Annotated in this window: 10 protein-coding genes and 1 pseudogene; 8 read left to right on the top strand and 3 right to left on the bottom strand. The window is 73.1% G+C overall.

Annotated features, from left to right (window positions below):
• Nucleotides 1–1,011: 1,011 nt before the first annotated feature.
• Nucleotides 1,012–1,914: pseudogene (locus ACZ38L_RS34330) on the bottom strand (ABC transporter ATP-binding protein); the annotation flags it as partial.
• A 179-nt stretch (nucleotides 1,915–2,093) separates the two neighbouring features.
• On the opposite strand from ACZ38L_RS34330, the gene ACZ38L_RS34325 reads away from it, so the two are divergent.
• Both ACZ38L_RS34325 and ACZ38L_RS34320 read left to right on the top strand, forming a co-directional pair.
• Nucleotides 2,094–3,512: an MFS transporter gene (locus ACZ38L_RS34325; protein WP_465700983.1), complete on the top strand. Its 1,419-nt coding sequence runs from the start codon at nucleotides 2,094–2,096 to the stop codon at nucleotides 3,510–3,512.
• Between the two features lie 23 nt (nucleotides 3,513–3,535).
• Nucleotides 3,536–4,249 (top strand): TetR/AcrR family transcriptional regulator, encoded by a 714-nt coding sequence (locus tag ACZ38L_RS34320; RefSeq protein WP_465700980.1) that lies wholly within the window; start codon nucleotides 3,536–3,538, stop codon nucleotides 4,247–4,249.
• A gap of 24 nt (nucleotides 4,250–4,273) precedes the next feature.
• On the opposite strand, the gene ACZ38L_RS34315 is transcribed toward ACZ38L_RS34320, so the two are convergent.
• Entirely contained in the window at nucleotides 4,274–7,180 is a 2,907-nt protein-coding gene (locus ACZ38L_RS34315) for an ATP-binding protein (RefSeq protein WP_465700977.1), read from the bottom strand.
• A 599-nt stretch (nucleotides 7,181–7,779) separates the two neighbouring features.
• On the opposite strand from ACZ38L_RS34315, the gene ACZ38L_RS34310 reads away from it, so the two are divergent.
• Nucleotides 7,780–8,793 carry a threonine ammonia-lyase gene (locus ACZ38L_RS34310; RefSeq protein WP_465700975.1) on the top strand — a complete coding sequence of 338 codons (1,014 nt, stop codon included), beginning with the start codon at nucleotides 7,780–7,782 and terminating at the stop codon, nucleotides 8,791–8,793.
• Between the two features lie 42 nt (nucleotides 8,794–8,835).
• Nucleotides 8,836–9,045, top strand: a complete 210-nt coding sequence (locus ACZ38L_RS34305; protein WP_465700972.1) for a DUF5988 family protein — start codon at nucleotides 8,836–8,838, stop codon at nucleotides 9,043–9,045.
• A 140-nt stretch (nucleotides 9,046–9,185) separates the two neighbouring features.
• Here ACZ38L_RS34305 and ACZ38L_RS34300 read toward each other — a convergent pair whose 3' ends face one another.
• Nucleotides 9,186–10,019, bottom strand: a complete 834-nt coding sequence (locus ACZ38L_RS34300) for a hypothetical protein (RefSeq protein ID WP_465700969.1) — start codon at nucleotides 10,017–10,019, stop codon at nucleotides 9,186–9,188.
• 320 nt (nucleotides 10,020–10,339) lie between these two features.
• On the opposite strand from ACZ38L_RS34300, the gene ACZ38L_RS34295 reads away from it, so the two are divergent.
• The 4 genes from ACZ38L_RS34295 to ACZ38L_RS34280 form a co-directional block, all read left to right on the top strand.
• Nucleotides 10,340–13,396, top strand: coding sequence for a non-ribosomal peptide synthetase (locus tag ACZ38L_RS34295; RefSeq protein ID WP_465700965.1), 3,057 nt, complete (start codon nucleotides 10,340–10,342; stop codon nucleotides 13,394–13,396).
• A 376-nt stretch (nucleotides 13,397–13,772) separates the two neighbouring features.
• Nucleotides 13,773–14,561 (top strand): thioesterase II family protein, encoded by a 789-nt coding sequence (locus tag ACZ38L_RS34290; RefSeq protein WP_465700963.1) that lies wholly within the window; start codon nucleotides 13,773–13,775, stop codon nucleotides 14,559–14,561.
• Complete coding sequence (locus tag ACZ38L_RS34285; protein WP_465700961.1) at nucleotides 14,558–15,331, top strand: AfsR/SARP family transcriptional regulator; 774 nt, start codon at nucleotides 14,558–14,560, stop codon at nucleotides 15,329–15,331. Before ACZ38L_RS34290 ends, ACZ38L_RS34285 begins: the two co-directional genes overlap by 4 nt.
• A 216-nt stretch (nucleotides 15,332–15,547) precedes the next feature.
• Nucleotides 15,548–20,291, top strand: a 4,744-nt coding sequence (locus ACZ38L_RS34280; protein ID WP_465700959.1) for a beta-ketoacyl synthase N-terminal-like domain-containing protein, incomplete at its 3' end; no start/stop codon positions are given.

Genomic DNA, 20,291 nt, shown 5'->3' with positions numbered 1-20,291 from the left:
CCCCCCCCCCCCCCCCCCCCCCCCCCCCCCCCCCCCCCCCCCCCCCCCCCCCCCCCCCCCCCCCCCCCCCCCCCCCCCCCCCCCCCCCCCCCCACTGCTGCCGGTCCGTCACGCGTCGCGGGTCCGGAACGCCACGTAGGCCGCGCCGAGCACCCCGCCGGTGACGGCACCCATCAGCCCGAGCCCGGGCCAGGGGCGCAGCAGCCGGGGGTCGCGGTAGACCGTCATGACCTGGGCGCCGGCCCGGGTCGGCCAGTAGGTCGCCACCCAGCGGGCCAGCGGCCCGGGCAGCGTGGGCGAGAAGGCCGGCAGGATCAGCGTCACCACGAAGAGCGAGGTGGCCGCGCCCGAGGTGCTGCGCAGCAGCCCGCCCACCCCGAGCCCGAGCAGCGAGGTGGCCGCGAGGTAGACCCCGCCGCCGAGCACCGCCCGCAGCGACTCGACGTCGCGCAGCGTGGCGTGCGGCGCGCCGTGCCGGGCGAGCATCGACTGGCCGCCGAGGAAGCCGCCGCAGGTCGCGACCAGGCCCACCGGCAGCGCCGTGGCACCGAGCACCACGGCCTTGGCGGCCAGCAGCTGGCCGCGGTGCGGCACCGCGGTGAGGGTGTTGGTGATGGTCCCGGTGTTGTACTCGGCGGTCATCGACTGCGCCCCGAGCAGGCTGATCGTCAACTGGGCCAGCAGGTGGCCGCGCAGGCTGATCTCGGTCGGATCGAAGGCCGCCCGGTCGGCGGCGGACATCGCGCCGTACTGCTCGCCCGCCGAGTTGCTGGTGAGGGCGGCGAGGCCGACACCGGCGACCACCGTGCCGAGCGTGAGGTAGCGGCCGGACCGGGTGGTGAGCAGCTTCTCCCACTCCGACGCGACCAGGTCGCGGAACCGCGGCGGGCGCTCGGTGTGGGTCCGCCGGCGGCCCGGGCGCACCTTGCCGAGCAGCCCGCGGCGCGGCGCCGACACCACACCGGCCCGCGGCACCGCCGTGGCGTCCGCCACCGCGGCCTCGGAGTTGGGCTGGCCGGCGCCGAACTCGGCGCTGGCGCCGGTCAGTTCCATGAACGCCTCCTCCAGGGTGCGCCGGGTGGAGGAGAGTTCGTGCAGCTCGACGCCGGCGGCGGCGGCCATCGTGCCGATCTTGGCGCTGTCGAGCCCGGTGACCGCGAAGGTCGCGTCGTCGATGGCGCGGATGGTCGCGCCGGCGTCGGCCAGCTCGGTGCCGAAGGCCGCCGCGTGCGGGGTACGGACCAGCGTCTCGGGCACCGAGGTGGCGTCGGTGAACGCCGCCACGCTCATGTCGGCGAGCAGCCGGCCACCGCCGATGACCAGCAGGTGGTCCGCGGTCAGCGCCATCTCGGCCATCAGGTGACTGGAGACCAGGACGGTCCGCCCCTCGGCGGCCATCCGCCGCATCAGCCCGCGGAACCAGACGATGCCCTCGGGGTCGAGGCCGTTGAGCGGCTCGTCGAGCACCAGCACCGGCGGGTCGCCGAGCAGCGCGGCGGCCAGGCCGAGGCGCTGCAGCATGCCCAGCGAGAAGGTCGCGGCCCGCCGGTTCGCCACCCGCTGGAGGCCGACCAGCTCCAGCACCTCCGGCACCCGGGCGGGGTCGATGCCGTTGCTGCGCGCCAGCACCTGCAGGTGCTGGGCCGCGGTCCGGCTCGGGTGCACCGCGCGGGCGTCGAGCAGCGCGCCGACCTGGCGGAGCGGCGCCGGCAGGTCGGCGAAGCGCTGGCCGTCGAAGGTGACGGTGCCGGCGGTGGGGGCGTCCAGCCCCAGGATCATCCGCAGGGTGGTGGTCTTCCCCGCGCCGTTGGGCCCGAGGAAGCCGGTGACCTCGCCGGGACGGACCGTGAAGGTCATCCCGTCGACGGCGGTGACCTCACCGAACCGCTTGCTGAGCCCACGGACCTCAATCATCGGACCTCCGTTGGTGTGGCCGCCCGGGGCGGCACGCGCGTCGGCTACCCCACGAGTGCGCGTTCAAATGACCAGGATTGAACTCTAGTCAAGCACAGTTCAGCCCGCCCGTCCCTACTATTGACGATTTTTCAAATCTAGTCATACGTTAGATACCAAGGGGAGGAGCGACAGTCGCCATGATCACGACTTCACAGGTCCGACGGTGGCGGGGACCGACCGCCGTCGCACTCGGCATCCTCATGGTGGGACTCGACAACTACGTGGTGGTCACCACCCTGCCGACGATCAGGGCGCAGCTCAGAACCGGCATCGCACAGTCCCAGTGGGTCATGACGGCCTATCTCCTCGGCTGGGTGTGCGCCCTGCTGCCCGCCGGGCGACTGGGCGGGCGGCTCGGCCGCCGGCGCTTCCTGCTGGCCGGCCTGGCGGTCTTCGGGGTCGCCTCGGCGGCGGCGAGCCAGTGCACCTCGGCGGGCGCGCTGATCGCGACCCGGGCCGCGATGGGCCTGGGTGCGGCGCTGATCATGGCGCTCACCCTGCCGGTGATGGCGGACGCGTTCCCCGGCGACCGCCGCTCCCCGGCGACCGCGGTGACCACGGCCGCGGTGATGCTCGGCATGCCACTGGGACCACTCGTCACCGGGCTCCTGCTCACCCGCTTCTCCTGGGGCTCGGTCTTCCTGCTGAACCTGCCGATCGTGGCGCTGGCGATGGCCGGCATCGCCTGTTCGGTGCCGGAGAGCCGCGATCCGTACGCCCCGCCGATGGACTGGCCGGGCCTGCTGCTCTCCGGGACCGGCGTCACCGCGTTGACCTACGGGATCATCAGCGGGCCCGCCGACGGCTGGTCCGCACCCCACGTCCGGGCCACCCTGGCCGCGGGCGTCGTCCTGCTGGCGGCCTTCGCCCGGCACGAGCTGACCACCGCCGCACCCCTGCTCGACCTGCGGGTACTGGCCGACCGGCAGGTCGCCCCGGCGGTCGCGGCGAGCGCCGTCGCCAGCCTCACCACCAGCGGGACGCTCTTCGCGCTCACCCCCTTCCTGCAGACCGTCCGGCACGGCAGCGCCCTGGCGACCGGGGTCGACCTGCTGCCACTGGCCGTCGGCGTGACGGCGGGCGGCGCGGTCAGCGACCTGCTGGCCGACCGGTGGGGCGGCCGGGCCACCCTCTGCTCCGGGCTGCTGCTGGCCGCCGGCGGGGAGGCGACCCTCACCCGACTCACGCCGGGCAGCGGGTGCCCGGTGATCCTCGCCGCCCTGGCGCTCTTCGGCACCGGCCTGGGGATCACCTCGACGGCCGCCTCGGACGCCGTCCTCGACGCGCTGCCGCGGGCCCGGCTCCGAGCCGGCGGCGGGCTGTCCCGCTTCCTGCAGAGCCTGGGCACCGCACTCGGCCCGGCACTGCTGGGGACCGTGCTGAACACCGCCTACCGGAACCGTACGAGCGACTCCGCCACCGCCTCGCCGGCCACTCTCGTCCCGGCGGCCTACGGCACCGGAATCCACTGGGCGATGTCCGTCGGCACCGGTCTGCTGCTGCTCACGGCACTGGCGGTACTGATCTTCCTACGAATTAGAGTTGACGAACTTTGAAATTTAGTTCTATGGTGGAGAATGTGAATTCGACCCGTCTACCGAGTGGATCCAGCGCCCGTCAGGTGCGCGCGGAGCGGATCCTCGACATCACCGCCGAGCTGCTGACCCAGCACGGCTACCGGCGGGTCACCATCGACGACGTGGCCGGGCGGGCCGGCGTCGGCAAGGGCACCGTCTACCTGCACTGGAAGACCCGCGAGGCGCTCTTCTGGGCGGCCCTGCAGCGCGAGGCACTGAGGCTCTTCGACCAGTTGGCGGCCGACCTCCAGCAGGATCCGGAGCTGGCGCTGCCGCACCGGCTGATGCGGGTGATCTTCCTGGAGAGCGTCCGGCGGCCGCTGGTGCGGGCGCTGCTGCTCTCCGACCCGGTCCTGCTGGGCAACCTGGCGCAGGACGAGAGCGTCCGCGCCGCCCAGCAGGAGCTGGCCGAGAACCCCGACTACCTGCAACTGCTCAGCGAGGAGGGCGCGCTCCGGCCCGGCCTGACCGCGGCGGGTGCGCTGCACCTGCTGTCCAACGTCACCCGCGGCTTCGCCACCGCCGACGAACTCGGCGAGGACGACGGGCTGGCCCTGGAGGAGCGCGCCGACCTGCTCGCCTACGTGCTGGAACGCGCGCTGGAGCGTGACACCCCGCTGCCCGCCGAGGGCCTGGCCACGCTGAACAAGCGCGTGATCGACATGTTCACCGCGATGGCCGACGGCCACCGCGAGCAGCTGAGCCGCGCGTTCTGAGCCACGCGCCGCGAACCGCGGCGGTCATCCCGCCTCCCGGCAGCCGTTCAGCTCGACCTTGTCGCTCTTGCTGCGGTAGCTGACCACGAGCTTGCGTGCGGACTCCGCGAGGGCCGCCTCCGGCAGCGGGACCTGCAGGTCGGTGGGCAGGTCGGCGCGTCGCCCCACCTTCAACTTCCGGTAGACCCTGGTGAGATGCTGCTCCACCGTGCTGACGGTGATGTAGAGCTGGTTGGCGATCTCGCGATTGGTGAAACCGAGTGACGCCAGCGCCGCGACCCGCAGCTCGGCGTCACTGAGCGAGGCCACGCCGGTGCGTCTACTCCCCCGCTGCTCCGGGATCCGCGCCACCGGGTCCGCCAGCCCCTTGGCCAGCGTCTCGCGCAGCGGCTCGGCCTCGCACTCGCCCGCCAGCCGCAGCGCCTGGTCGGCCAGGCTCCGGGACCGGTCCGACTCCCCGAGCGAGCGGTGCGCGAAGCCCAGGTCGGCCAGGGCGTGGGCGAGTTCCAGCTGGTCGCCGGCGTACTGCAGGTTGGCGACGGCCTCCCGGAGCAGCGCCGGGCGCCGGCTCAGCCCGCTGGCCTGGGCCAGCGTGCGCAGGGTGATCCCGCGGCTGCGGGACCGCTCGCCGCCCACCTTCACCAGCTGCTCCTCGGCCAGCCGTTCGGCCTGCTCGCGCTCGCCCAGCCGCAGCAGGGCCGCGGCCGCCGCGGAGCGCCAGGGCACCAGGGCGGGCAGGTCCACGCCCCACCGGCCCATCAGGTCACCGCAGGTGAGGAAGTCCGAGACGGCCGCGTCGAATCGCTCGGTGACGAAGTAGTGGTGCCCGCGGGCGTACAGGTAGTGCAGCCCGTACCTGGTGCCGAGCATGCCGTTCGGCGTCGGCTGGCTCACCAGTGCCGCGGCCTCGTCGTGCTTGCCCATCGCGCTCTTCGCCAGCACCAGACTGGCCACCGGCGCGCCGACCGCCACCCCCCAGCTGCGCGCCGGCAGTTGACGTAACGCGGCGCGGCCGCAGCGCTCGGCGGCCGGCGCGTCGCCCTGTCGGATCGCGACCTCGGCGCGGACCGCGGAGAGCGTCGCCGCCCAGGTCGGCACCTGCCGCGCCGACGCCTCCTCGAGCAGGGGCTCGCACCAGGCCACCGCCCGGGCCGGCTGGTCGGCGTAGACCAGCGCGAGCAGCGCGGCCTCGATCGACTCCAGGGTGGTGTCGTCGAGGACCGCGGCCTGCAGGATCTGCTCGGCGCCGGAGACCGTCGACTCGTCCCCGCCACCAGTGAGCACGGTGGAGAGCAGCCCGGCCGCCCGCGACTGGAAGCTCGACAGGCTCGTCCGCTCCCGGCCACCGGTCGGTGAGGCGGCCAGGCGGTCGAGCAGCTCCGGGTACGAGGCCCGCAGCCACTGGGTCAGGGTGCGCAGTTCCGAGGCGATCTCCTGGCTCTGCTCGGCCTCGCGTCCGAGCAGCGCCATGGCCTCCACCGCGTCGTCCAACCGCCCGTGCCAGAGCATCGACCTGACCAGCACGGCCGCCTGACGGCCGGACAGCCGACCGTCGCGCAGGGCCGCGCCGAGCGAGGTCAGGTGACGGGCCGAGCGGGCCGGGTCGACCCGCCACTCGGCCTGCACCAGCAGCATCGCGGTGGCCAGCCGCTCGTCCGCGCTGCCGGCCGCCTGCTCGGCCAGCTCCAGGTACTCGATGGCGAGTTCGGCCTGGTCATCGCGGAGCGCCTGGCTCGCGGCAACCCGCAGGACCTCCGGCGCCCACGGGTCGACGGCCTGGCTCGCGGCGATCAGGTGGCGGGCCACGCCGGTCGCCGGGCCCTGCATGGCGTGCAGCAGCCTGGCCGCGGCCAGGTGCAGGGTCGCGCGGCGTTCGGCGGACAGGTCGCCGAGCACGGCGGCCCGCGCCCCCGGGTGCCGGAACCCGCCGCCGGCGATGAACCCGGCGATCTCCAGGTCGTCGATGACCTGGGCGGTCATCTGGGGATCGAGGTCGAGCAGCCGTTCCACCATCTCCGGCGAGCTGGGCGTGTCCAGCACGGCCAGCGCGCGGGCGACCGCCAGCATGGCCGGATTGCCGCGGTGCAGGCAGGCCAGCACGGCCTGACCGAAGGCGTCGCCCACCTCGGGCGCGCCGTCCGGCGGTTCGCCGCCGCTGACCGCGCCGGCCATCTGGCCGTCGTCCAGCAACGCCCGGACCAGCAGCGGGTTCCCACCGCTCACGGCGTGGTACCGGGCGCCCCGGGCGCCGACCCGGTCCGCGCCCAGTTCCAGGGCGAGCATCCGCTCCACGCCGGCGACGGACAGCGGGCCGAGCCTGATCCGGCGGAAGCCCGGCTGGCGCAGCAACTCGACCCGGAAGAGCGGGTTCCGGTGCAGTTCGTGCTCGGACTCGTTGAGCACGAAGAGCACCCGGGCGTAGCGCAGCCGTCGCGTCAGGTACAGCAGGCAGTCCAGCGAGGCGACGTCCGCGTACTGCACGTCGTCGACCCCGATCACCACGGGGTGGGTGGCCGCCACCCGGGCCAGCCCGGCGCAGAGGCTGTCCAGCACGGAGGCGGAGGCCAGGCCGTCGCCCTCCAGACGGAAGCCCGCCGGCGCCGGCAGGGCGTCCGCGGCGGCACCGGCCAGCACGGTCGCCAGCAGCGAGAACACCGACTCGGTGCCCGCCGGGGGCTTCTGGGCCGGCTGGAAGAGCTGGCCCAGCACGCCCATCGGCACGGACTGGGTGGCGGACGAGGCCAGCGCGGTGAGCAGCACCGCGCCCTGTTCCATCGCGCTCTCGGCGAAGGTGTGCAGCAGTTCGGTCTTGCCGCTGCCGACCACCCCGCTGACCAGGGCGACCCGGCACCGGCCGGCCATGCTGGCCCGCAGCAGACCGCCTAACGCGGCAAGCTCGTTCTCGCGCTCGACAAGCGTGATCGTCACCATTCCCCCTGTGTCTCAGATCAACCGACGCCAGCCGGCCAAGCTGACGCCCCGTCGGACGAACACCGCGTCGCAGTTGTCGAAGGCCTCCCCTGGCGTGCCGCCGCACCTTGACGAATCACCGCAAGGGTAAATCCATCGTGGTTTTCGAACGAGTGGCCGCCAAGGAATTCGCGCCAAACATCTCGAGCGCGCCGGTCCGAACGCCGGTGGCGCGCCTCGGTGGCCCCCGCCGCGCCGGCCGGCCCGGAAGCGGATCACCGTGATCCGTAACAGTCGGGGGGTGCTGGTTCCGGGCCTGTCGGCACACTGGGCATCGCACCTCCTTGGGGCGAGCGGGACCAGTCCGAATGTATGACTATCTGCGAAAAGTAGTCAACCGTTTAAAGCTTGAGTAAAACCACCATCGGCCGGAGCCCCGATCTGTCAGGGGCGGAAGCCGAAGCCTCGGCTTGGGGAGACTTTAGACCCGCCGCCGATGCTGGGTCCGTGCCCCGGGCGGTCATCTCGATCCGTGTCAACTGCCCTGCCCCTCCTGGACGTCCAGGGCCCACATCGTGGTCGCGCGACCCGGCCCGCCCATCCGAACGAAGTGAGGTGCGATGCCTGAGACCAAGGCGAGCGTCGCGGCAGCCGACCCGCCGCTGACCCGCAGCGACGTCCACGAGGCCGCGGAACGGCTGACCGGACGCGTGCTGCGGACGCCGGTAGTGCGCAGCGACGAGCTGGACCGGCTGGCCGGTGCCCGGCTCTGGCTGAAGGCCGAGAACCTGCAGCGCGGCGGGTCGTTCAAGCTGCGCGGCGCGCTGCTGGCGGTCGAGCGGCTGGTGGCCGCCGGCTGCCTGGGCGTGGTCGCGCAGAGCACCGGCAACCACGCCATCGCGGTCGCGCTGGCCGCCGGCCGACTGGGCGTCCCGGCCACGCTCGTGCTGCCGCGCGACGCCGCGCCCGGCAAGGTCCGCCGGATCCGCCAGGCCGGCGCCGAGGTGCTGCTGGTCGGCACGGTGCTGGCCGAGCGGGTCGCGGCCGTCGAGGAGCTGCGGCAGGTCCGCGGCTACGACGTGGTCGACCCGTACCAGAACCCCGACGTGGTCGCGGGCCAGGGCACCGCCACCGCCGAACTCCTCGACCAGGTACGGGCCGCGGGCAGCCGGCTGGACGCGGTGGTGCTGCCGGTCGGCGGCGGCAGCGCGCTGGCCGGGGCCTGCCTGGCGACCGCCGGAGAACACGTGGCCGTGATCGCGGCCGAGCCCTCGGCGGTGCCCGCGCTCACCGAGGCGTTGCGCGACGGCGAGCCGGTGAACGTCCCGGTGCGGCCGACCATCGCCGACGGGCTGCGCCCCGACCGGATCGGCCAACTGCCCTTCGACACCTGCCGCGCGGCGCTGACCGACGTGCTGACGGTCGAGGAGGCGGAGATCGCCGAGTCGCTCTGCCTGGCCCTCACCCACGCCCGGCTGCTCGTCGAGCCGGCCGCCGCCACCGCGCTGGCGGCGGCGCTGCGGCTCGCGGTCGCCCCCCGCTGGCGCGGACGCGACATCGGCGTGCTGCTCAGCGGCGGCAACGTCGAGGAGGGCCTGGTCGCCTCGCTGCTGACCGAGTACGCCGGCCAGTAGCCGGCCGTCAACCCGTTCACTTCACCAGACCGGAGGTACCCCGTGGCCACCTTCAAGGCCCTGCTGGTCGGCGGCCCCGCCGCCATTCGCGACGAGGACCGGGTGCAGCGGACCGACTCGCTCACCGAAGCCATCAAGCACCACCACTACGGCGGTTACGAGCATTTCCGGCACGCCGGCGACTTCACCTCGGTGGACGGCGAGGAGGCGGCGGTCTTCGAGTGGACCGCGCGGACCGCCATCGCGGAGTGACCGCCTGGGACGTCGTGGGCTCGGCCGGTTCTGACGGCCGGGCCCACGGCATTTCACGTGAAGGATTTCCGGCGGATCGGAAAGGGCCCCGACCGATTCTCTCGGCCGGAGCCCGGAAACTGCTTTCCAGGATTTCCCGTTCAGCAACCGTCCAGTAGTCCGGAGACCGCCTCGGCGAGTTCCTTGTCGGCCAGCATCGCACCGTGCTCGACATCGATCTCGATTTCCCGGGCGACCGCCAACCGACCGGCCGCCACTCCGGAGGAACGCATCGCCCGAAGTCCACTCAGCGGGCTGGCCGAGCTGAATGCCACCGCGCTCCTCCAACGCTCCAGCGGGTCGATCTCACTGGCCGCCGCGAGATAGCTCAGAAAGGACTCGAAGACGACGAAGAGCTCCTCGCGACGGGCCGCGTCCAGGCCGACCCGGCTGAACGCCGGCTCACCGATCTCCCGGATCAGCCGGGTCAGTCCGACCTTCAGCGCGCCGATCTCCGGGGTCTGTTCGTGGACCCGCTGCCCGGCCTCCCGGGCCGCCGCGACATCCTGGTCGGAAATCACCGACGACATGAATCCGACCACCTTGTGGTACTGCCACATCAGGGTCTGCGCGACGGAGATCTCCGGGTCGAAGATCACCAGCAGCGGCTCGGTCCGCTGCAGGTCGGCGACCCGCTCGGCCAGCGCGGCCGCGTAGACCGCGCCGGCACAGAAGCCCAACACCGCCTTGACCGGCGGGCGTTCCGCCGCCAGCCGGTGCGTCCAGTAGTCGAGGTAGCCAGCCCCGGTCCGCGCGTGCTCGGTCCCGGCGGCCGGCGGAGCGGTCTCCCACACACCGAAATCCGTCCGCAGGTTGGCCACCAGATCGGAAAAGCGCGCCTCCGGCCGGCCGGTGGTGTCGAAATCCACCGCGAGTACGATCCCGGCCGATTCACCACCGTCCACCAGAGTCTTCCACGAGCCGGACTCCGCCATCACCACTCCTTGGTCGTGAGCCTAATAACCCTATCTGAATGCTAATTTCGGGAGAATGCGCCGGGCAGCCCCCTAGCACCCCTAGCGGACCCCCTATCCGCCGGTCCACGGCCAATCCCGGCAGATGCTCGGCCACTTAGGGGTACCGGCCCGCAATGTCCGCCTTGTAGGGTCGGCCATAAAATATCGCAGCCCACCGGAATGGGCCTCCGCCCGTCCGGCAAGAGGAGGTTCCCATGGGACCCGCAGCGAAATCCGGCGCCGCGCCCGCCGGCCGATCCACGCGCGATCTCTCCGCGGCGACGCGCAAAGAGAAAGCCATGTGGCTGCTCGAACGCCTGGTCCCGGACGCCGCGGCCAACAACCTTTCGTTGGCGTTCCAGGTGGACGGCGAGCTGGACCCGACCACCCTGCAACAGAGCCTGGACGTCCTGCTCCGCCGGCACGAGGTGCTGCGGACCGTCTATTTCACCTCCGGCGCCGAGCTGATGAAGGCCGTGGTCCCGCCGGAGGATTTCACCGTCCGGGTCGAGGAATTCGACGAGTTCACCCCGGCCGCCGAGGACATCGAGCTGGCGCTGCGCCCGTTCGTCACCCGGCGGTACGCCTTCGACGGCCGGCCGCTGGTCCGTGCCGGGCTCTTCCACCACCCCGACGGGCACGTGGTCTGCCTGGCCTTCCACCACCTGGTCTACGACATCATCTCCGGGACCACCCTGCTCCAGGAGCTGGTCGCGGCCTACGACCGGATCGTGGCCGGCCACACCCCACCCGCCGAGTTGCTCGTCCCGGTCCCCACCTTCGTCGAGCCCGAGCCGACCACCGAGGACCTGGCCTTCTGGCGGGAGCAGTTGGAGGACTTCGACCCCGAGGTGCTCGACCTCGCGTGCGGCGCCCCGGACGGCGCCGACCCGACCCTGAAGGGCGACCAGCTCAGCCACCAGCTCTCCGCCGAGGCCCGGGCGGCCGTCGCCGGCCTGCAACGCGAGGCACGCGCACCGGAGGCCGTGGTCCTGCTCGCCGCGTACTACGTCCTGCTCGCCGCGCACGGCGCCGGCCCCGACATCACCGTCGGCTCACCGGTGAGCGTGCGCCCCCGGGAGGCGCCTGGGACGGTCGGCCACCACACCAACGTGCTCCCGCTGCGGGTCGCCGTCGACCCGGCGGAGGGCTTCCGCGGTCTGGTGCGGCGGGCCCGCGACACGTACTTCGGCGCGCTGACCCATGCCGGCGTCCCGGTCGACAGCATCTCCGACCTGGCGCCCCGGGCGGGCTCCTCCTGGCGCAACCGGCTCTGCCGACACCTGTTCAACTACTTCCCGCAGCTGGGGCTGAACGACGGCCTCACGGTGAACGGGCAGCCGGCCCGCCCGTTGGTGCTGGAGAACGGCTACAGCAAGTTCGACCTGGAGTTCTTCCTGGCCTCCGCCGACTCGGGCATCCGGATCATCGCCCGGTACGGGACGGACAAGCTGGAGCGGTCCGACGTCGAGGCGCTGCTGCTCCGCTACGACGCCCTGCTGGTCTCCTGCGCCGCCGACCCGGACCGGCCGATCGGGCAGCTCACGGTCTGGAGCGAGGAGGACCGGGCCGTGATCGAGGCGGCCAACGACACCGCTACGCCGGCCGAACCGGCCGACCTCCCGGCGGCGGTGCACGCACACGTCCTCGCCACCCCGGACGCGGTCGCGCTGGAGCAGGGCGACCGCACGGTCAGCTACCGCGAGTTGTGGCACGCGGCCCTCGACACCCGCGACCGCCTGGCGGCGGCGGGCGTCTCGGCGGGTGACATCGTGGCCATCGCGGCGGCCAGGTCACCCGAGCTGACCGCCACCGTGCTGGGCGTCTGGCTGGCCGGCGCCGCCTACCTCCCGGTCGACCCGGAGCACCCGGCCCAGCGGGTGGCCTACCTGCTGGCGGACTCCGACGCCAAGGTCATCTGCACCGACCGCGACCTGCCGCTGCCCACGGACCGCGCGATGGCCCGGCTGGCGCTGTCCGCGGTCGGTGCGGCCGGCACGGCCGACCGCACCGAGGACGAGCGCCCCCCGGCCATCGACCCGGCCTCACCCGCCTACCTGATCTACACCTCCGGCTCCAGCGGCCGGCCCAAGGGCGCCCTGCTGCCGCACCGCGCGGTCGCCAACATCGCGGCCGACTACACCGTGCGGCTGCGGGCCACCCCCGACGACGCCACGCTGTGGATGACCACCTTCGCCTTCGACATGGCCAACCTGGAGCACTACGTGCCGCTCCACTCGGGCGGCCGGATCGTTATCGCGCCGGACGAGGCCAGGGTGGACGGCCGGGTCCTGCTGGACCTGATCAAACGTCACCAGCCGGGCGTCATCCAGGCCACCCCGACCACCTGGCGGCTGGTCCTGGACCAGGTGGCCGACCAGCTCGCCGGCCGCCGGGTGGTGATCGGCGCCGAACCGCTGCCGGTGCCGCTGGCCGAGCGGCTGCTGGAGACCGGGTGCGAGCTGCACCACGCCTACGGACCCACCGAGACCACCACCTGGTGCACCTGGGGAGTCCTCGACGCCGACCTGGGCGAGCGCCCGCACATCGGCAGGCCGATCCGCAACATCCAGGTCACGGTGGTCGCCCCGGACGGCCGCGAGCTGCCGGTCGGGGTCCGCGGCGAGCTCCTGATCGCCGGGCACGGCGTCGCGCTCGGCTACCACAAGCGCCCCGAGCTGAACGCGGCCAGGTTCGGCGAGCACCCCCGGTACGGGCGGTACTACCGCAGCGGTGACGTGGGCCGCTGGCGCGCGGACGGCAACCTGGAGGTCTTCGGCCGGTCCGACCGGCAGGTCAAACTCCGCGGAAACCGGATCGAGTTGGGCGAGGTGGAGGCTGCCGTGCTGGGCCACCCGCAGGTGCGGGCCGCCGCCGCGATCGTGGTCGGGGACCGCAGCGCGGACGGCCGGTTGGTGGTCTTCGTCGAGTCCACCGCCGGTCCCGGCATCGTGGACGGGCTCTGGGGGCACGCCCGCACCGAACTCCCCAACTCCGCCGTCCCACAGGACTTCGTCGTGGTCGACGCGCTGCCCACGAACGCCAACGAGAAGGTCGACTACCTCGCCCTGGAGCAGCTGGCCGCCGCCGGTCGGGCCACCGGGAGCGCCGACGACGGCGCGCCCGAGCAGCCGACCGACGAGCTGGTCCGGACGGTCATCGAGCTGTACCGCGAGCTGCTGGGCCGCGACGACGTGTCGGCGCAGACCAACTTCTTCACGCACGGCGGCCATTCGCTGCTCGGCGCCCAACTCCTGCAGAAGATCGAGGAGATCACCCGGGTCACGGTGAAGCTGGCCGACCTGTTCTCCGCCCCGACCCCCGCCGCCCTGGCCGAGCACGTCCGCGCCAGCTGAGCGGGTCGAAGACGACGTCGGCCCGGGCAACCACCCCTCCGGCTGCCCGGGCCGACGTCGCGTTCCCGCTCCGCCGGCCGGCACGCCCCCTACCCCCACCCCTAGCCCCACCCCGACGCACGGTGCGGGGAGCGGGGTGGCCGGCCCGCCCTAGGGGGGGAATCCTCAAATTCCGCTCACCCGAGCCTAGGGGCGCGGTGGGGTACCGGACGATCTGCTCGCCTACCTAGACTCCGTGATGTCCTCGCAGTTCCCGGCCGGCCGGAGCGGAAACCGGCCCCGCGGAACAGGATCGCCCCTTCCCCATTCCCCGGTCGTCCCGAAATCGGTTACCCGGCAACCTTGATGATGTTCCATCAGGCGGAAGGAACAGAAGATGACGTCCACCCCCAGGATCGCCGGCGAGTGGGTCCGGCAGTTCCACCCCTGCCCCGGGAGCGAGTTGCGGCTCGTCCTCTTCCCACACGCGGGCGGATCGGCGAGCTACTACTTCCCGATGTCGCAGTCACTGGCACCGGACACCGCGGTACTGGCTCTGCAGTACCCCGGCAGACAGGACCGGCGCGCCGAGCAATGCATCGACAACATCCCCGAGTTGGCCGACCGGGTGTACGAGGAACTGCAGCCGTGGACCGACGGCCCGTTCGCGTTCTTCGGCCACAGCATGGGCTCGATCCTGGCCTTCGAGGTGGCCCAGCGGTTCCGGCGGTGGCAGGGTCGGGAGCCGCTCTGGCTCTTCGCCTCGGGCTACCCGGCGCCGTCGCGGCTGCCCTCCGGGACCGTCCACCTGCGGGACGAGGCGGGCGTGGTGAGGGAGTTGCGGGAGGTGGGCGGCACCGATCCGCAGTGGCTGGCGGACCCGGACCTGCTGGCCGCGATCCTGCCGGCGGTCCGCGGCGACTACCAGGCGATCGAGACCCACTCCTGGGTGCCCGAGCCGCCACTGGACTGTCCGATCACCATGCTGGTCGGCGACCGCGACCCACACACCACGCCCGAACAGGCGGCGGCGTGGCGGGAACACACCACCGGGGAGTTCAACCTGCGGGTCTTCGGCGGTGGTCACTTCTACCTCGAGGAGCACCGCGTCGCGGTGGTCGACACGGTCGCCGCCACTCTCGCCAAAGCCCTCGGCGCCACTTCTGCCGACAGGAGAGCACAGTGAAGTACCAGCTTCTCGGGTCGCTGCGCGTCATCGACGGGAACACCACGTCCTTCGTCAGCGCGCAGAAGGTGGAGACGCTACTGGCGGCCTTACTGGTCCGTTCGGACCACGTGGTGACCGCCGACCAGCTGATGACCGAACTCTGGGGAGAACGGCTGCCGCGGCGGGCCGCCGCCGGCCTGCACGTCTACGTCTCCGAACTCCGGAAGTTCCTCAGCCGGCCCGGCCGGGCGGACAGTCCGATCGTCACCCGGTCCTCCGGCTACATGCTGCGGCTGCGGTCCGACGAGATCGACTACCAGTCGTTCCTGGAACTGACCGACCTGGGCCGCAAACTCCTGCGGGAGCAGCGTCCCGCGGAGGCCGTCGACTGCTTCGAGCGCGGCCTCGCGCTCTGGCGCGGGCCGGCCCTCGGCGACATCGGCGACGGCCCGATCCTGCGCAGCTTCGCCACCTGGCTGACCGAGGTGCGGCTGGACTGCGCGGAGATGCACGTCGACGCCCAGCTCCAACTCGGCCACCACCGCGAGCTGGTGGGGCACCTCTTCGCACTGATCGCGGAGAGCCCGCTGCGCGAGACCTTCTACCGCCAGCTGATGATCGCGCTCTACCGCTCCGAGCGCCGGGCCGAGGCGCTGAAGGTGTACCAGTCGGCGCGCGGCACGCTCATCGACGAGCTGGGGCTGGAGCCGTGTTCCGCGTTGCAGGAGCTGCACCGCGCGATCCTGGCGGCCGACGACCGGGTCCTCGCGGGCTGCTCCGCCGGCTGAGGCGACAACACCCGACGGGCCGGGTGGCCCGCTCCCGACGTGGAGCGGGCCACCCGGCCCGTCGGCGTACCCGCGGCCCAACGGCTCCACCACCCACAGAAGATCGAGGTTAGCGGCCGCCAAGACTGCGCTTAGCGGCCCCGGCGACCGTGGTCGGGACGAGCGTCCGGAGCCGGGTACGCGGCCGGCCACACTCCGTAGGAGGCAGCGAAAGCGATGACTGGTGCCAACAGCCCCCAGGTTGATCCGCCGCTGGAATCCGACGACGCGATCGCGGTCATCGGGCTCTCCTGCCGGTTGCCCCAGGCGCCGGACCCCGCCTCCTTCTGGCGGCTGCTCGCCGCGGGCGTCGACGCCATCTCCGACGCCCCCGCGGACCGGTTCGGCGACGCGCTGGCCGGCCGTCCCGGCGGGCGAGCCGGCTTCCTGGACCGGATCGACCACTTCGACGCGGCCTTCTTCGGCATCTCGCCGCGCGAGGCGGTGACCATGGACCCGCAGCAGCGGCTGATGCTGGAGCTCGGCTGGGAGGCGCTGGAGGACGCCGGGATCGTGCCCGGCACGCTCGCGGAGAGCCGGACCGGCGTCTTCGTCGGCGCGATCTGGGACGACTACGCGACCCTGCTGCAGCGCGGCGGCGCCCGGTCGCTGACCCGGCACACCTTCACCGGCGTGCAGCGCGGCCTGATCGCCAACCGGCTCTCCTACACGCTCGGGCTGCGCGGACCCAGCCTCACCGTCGACGCCGCCCAGTCCTCCTCGCTGCTCGCCGTGCACATGGCCGTCGAGAGCCTGCGGCACGGCGAGTCGACGCTCGCGCTCGCCGGCGGCGTCAACCTGAGCATCATCCCCGACAGCACCGCGCGTTCGGTCAGCTTCGGCGGGTTGTCGCCCGACGCCCGCTGCCACACCTTCGACGCGCGCGCCAACGGCTACGTCCGTGGCGAGGGCGGCGGGGTCGTGGTGCTCAAGCCGCTGGCGCGGGCACTGGCCGACGGCGATCCGCTGTACTGCGTCATCCGCGGCAGCGCGACCAACAACGACGGTGCCACGCCCGGTCTCACCGTGCCCAGCGCGCGGGCCCAGGCCGAGGTGATCCAACTCGCCTTCCGCAAGGCCGGGTTGGCGCCCGCCGACGTGCAGTACGTGGAGCTGCACGGCACCGGCACACCGGTCGGCGACCCGATCGAGGCGACCGCGCTCGGCGAGGCGCTCGGCGCCGCCAGGTCGCCCGAACTCCCGCTGCGGGTCGGCTCGGTGAAGACCAACATCGGTCACCTGGAGGGGGCCGCCGGGATCGTCGGACTGCTGAAGACCGCACTCAGCATCCGACACCGCCACCTGCCGGCCAGCCTCAACTACGAGACCCCGAACCCCGCGATCGACCTGGCCGCGCTGCGCCTGCGGGTGCAGCACGAGGGCGGCGAATGGCCACGGCCCGACGCACCGCTGGTGGCCGGCGTGAGTTCGTTCGGTGTCGGCGGCACCAACTGCCACGTCGTGGTCACCGAACCGCCGCGCCGGGCCGAACCACCCGCGCCACCGGCCCGGGAGGCCGAGCCGGCCGGGGCCGTGCTGCCCTGGCTGGTCTCGGGCCGGACCGCGGACGCCGTGCGCGCCCAGGCCGCCCGGCTGAAGGCGGCCCTGGCGGGCGATCCCGCGCCCGCCGACGTGGCCTGGTCGCTCGCCACGACCCGCACCTCGTTCGAGCACCGCGCGGTGCTGCTCGGGACGGACACGACGGAGCTGCTGGAGCGGCTCGACCTGCTGGCCGGTGGAGCTGACGGCCCCGGCCTGGTGAGCGGTGTCGCGACCGACCGGGGTCGGACGGTCTTCGTCTTCCCCGGCCAGGGCTCGCAGTGGGCCGGGATGGCGCTGGAGCTGCTGGAGGCCTCCGCGGTCTTCCGCGCGGCGATCACCGAATGCGCCACCGCGCTGGCCGAGTTCACCGACTGGAACCTGCTGGACGTGCTGCACGGCGTGCCCGGCGCACCGGGCCTGGACGCGGTCGACGTCGTGCAGCCCGTGCTCTTCGCGGTGATGGTCTCGCTGGCCCGGCTCTGGGAGTCGCTCGGGGTGCGGCCGGACGCGGTGGTCGGCCACTCGCAGGGCGAGATCGCCGCCGCCCACATCGCCGGCGCGCTCAGCCTGGCGGACGCCGCCCGGATCGTCGCGCTGCGCAGCAAGGCGCTGACCGCGCTCGCCGGCACCGGCACGATGGCCAGCATCCCGCTCGCCGCCGACCAGGTCGAACCGCTGGTGGGTCCGCATGACGGCCAGGTCACCATCGCCGCCGTCAACGGGCCCACCAGCACGGTCATCGCGGGCACCGTCCAGGGTGTCCAGGCCGTCGTGGAGCACTGCACGGCCCGGGGCGTCCGGGCCCGCACCATCCCGGTCGACTACGCCTCGCACTCCCCCCAGGTCGAGGCGATCCGCGACCGCCTGCTCGCCGAACTCGACGGGCTGAGCCCGCGCACCGGCGACATCCCGTTCTACTCCTCGGTCACCGGTGAGCTGCTGGACACCGCCGGGCTGGACGCCACGTACTGGTACACCAACCTGCGGCAGCCGGTCCGCTTCGAGCGGGCGGTCCGGGCACTGCTGGCGGCCGGGCACCGGACCTTCGTCGAGAGCAGCCCGCACGGGGTGCTCACCTTCGCGGTCAACGAGACGCTGGAGGAGGCCGGCGCCGAACAGGTGCTGGTGCTCGGCACGCTGCGGCGCGACGAGGACGGCCGGCGCTCGCTCCTCGGCTCGCTCGCCGCCCTGCACGTCAGCGGCGCCGAGGTGGACTGGTCGGCGCTGCTCGCGGACCACGCCCCGCGGCGGATCGCCCTGCCGGGCTACGCCTTCCAGCGCGAGCGTTACTGGCCGCAGGCGCCGGCGGAGGACACCACCGGGCACTGGCCCGTGCCCCCGGTCGAACCGGAGCCGGAGCCGGCCGCCGAGAACACGAGCGCGAGCGTGGGCACGCCGTGGGCACGCCGCCTCGCCGGCCTCTCGGCGACCGAACAGTACGAGGTGTTGCTCGACCTGGTCCGGTCCAACGCCGCGATCGTGCTCGGCCACCTCGGCACGGAGGCCGTGGACTCCGGGCGGACCTTCAAGGAGCTGGGCTTCGACTCCCCGCTCGCCGTGGAGCTGCGCGACCGGCTCTCCGCCGCCGTCGGGCTCCGGCTGCCGACCGCGCTGGTCTACAACCAGCCCACCCCGGTGGCGCTGGCCCGGTACCTGCTCGGCGAGCTGCTCGGCGCCGCCGAGCGCGGCCCGGCCGGGACCACGGCGGTGAGCGACGAGCCGATCGCCATCGTCGGCATGGCCTGCCGGTTCCCCGGTGGGGTCGGCAGCCCCGACGAGCTGTGGCGGCTGGTGGCGGAGGGCGTGGACGCGATCGGCGACTTCCCCGACGACCGGGGCTGGAACCTGGCGGAGCTGTACGACCCCGAGCCCGGCACCCCCGGCAGGACGTACGCCCGCCGAGGCGGCTTCCTGTACGACGCCGGCCTGTTCGACGCCGCCTTCTTCGGGATCAACCCGCGCGAGGCCACCGCCATGGACCCGCAGCAGCGCCTGCTGCTGGAGACCAGTTGGGAGGCGTTCGAGCGGGCCGGGATCGACCCGGGCCGGCTGAGCGGCAGTCGGACCGGGGTGTTCGTCGGCGCCATGTCCCAGGAGTACGGTCCGCGCCTGCACGAGGGCACCGACGGCTACGGCGGCTTCCTGCTGACCGGCAACACCGCGAGCGTGGCCTCGGGCCGGATCTCCTACGCCTTCGGGCTGGAGGGGCCGGCGGTCACCGTGGACACCGCCTGCTCGTCCTCGCTGGTCGCGCTGCACCTGGCGGCGCAGGCGCTGCGACAGGGCGAGTGCGGGCTGGCGCTGGCGGGTGGCGTCGCGGTGATGGCCACCCCGGGCATGTTCGTGGAGTTCGGCCACCAGCGCGGGCTCGCTCTCGACGGCCGCTGCAAGCCCTTCGCCACGGCCGCGGACGGCACCAGCTGGGCCGAGGGCGCGGGCATGCTGGTGCTGGAGCGGCTCTCCGACGCGCGGGCGGCCGGGCACCCGGTCCTGGCCGTCATCCGGGGCAGCGCGGTCAACCAGGACGGTGCCAGCAACGGGCTCACCGCGCCGAACGGGCCCTCGCAGGAGCGGGTGATCCGGGCCGCGCTGGCCAGCGCCCGGCTGACGCCCGACCAGGTGGACGCGGTCGAGGCGCACGGTACCGGCACCCGACTGGGCGACCCGATCGAGGCCGAGGCGCTGATCGCCACCTACGGACAGGACCGGCCGGCCGAACTGCCGCTGCTGCTCGGCTCGTTGAAATCCAACATCGGGCACGCGCAGGCCGCCGCCGGCATCGGCGGCGTGATCAAGATGGTGCAGGCCATGCGACACGGCATGCTGCCCAAGACCCTGCACGTCGACGAGCCGACCCCACACGTGGACTGGACCGCCGGCGCGGTCGAACTGCTCACCGAGACACGACCCTGGCCCGAGACCGACCACCCCCGACGAGCAGCCGTCTCCTCCTTCGGCATCAGCGGCACCAACGCCCACCTCATCCTCGAAGCCGCCTCCGCAGCCGCGCCCGAGGAGCCGTCGGAGACGGTCGCCCCACTCCTGCTCTCCGCGAAGACCGAACCCGCGCTCCGCGAACAGGCGGACCGCCTCCACTACTTCCTGACCGAACGCGACGACATCAACCTCGCCAACACCGCACACGCCCTGACCACCGGCCGCACCCACTTCCCCCACCGCGCAGTGGTCCTGGGCGAGAGCCGCGAGGAACTCCTCACCGGACTCAAAGCCCTCGCCGACGGAACCCCCAACCGACACACCATCCAAGGCTCCGCCCGAGGCAACGGCAAACTCGCCATCCTCTTCACCGGCCAAGGCGCACAACGACTCGGCATGGGACGCGAACTCTACGACACCGAACCCGTCTTCACCGCCGCCT

This window comes from Kitasatospora sp. NPDC024654 (assembly GCF_055559155.1).
Note: the sequence above shows the minus strand (reverse complement) of the source record. Positions and strands in the feature narration are given on the sequence as shown.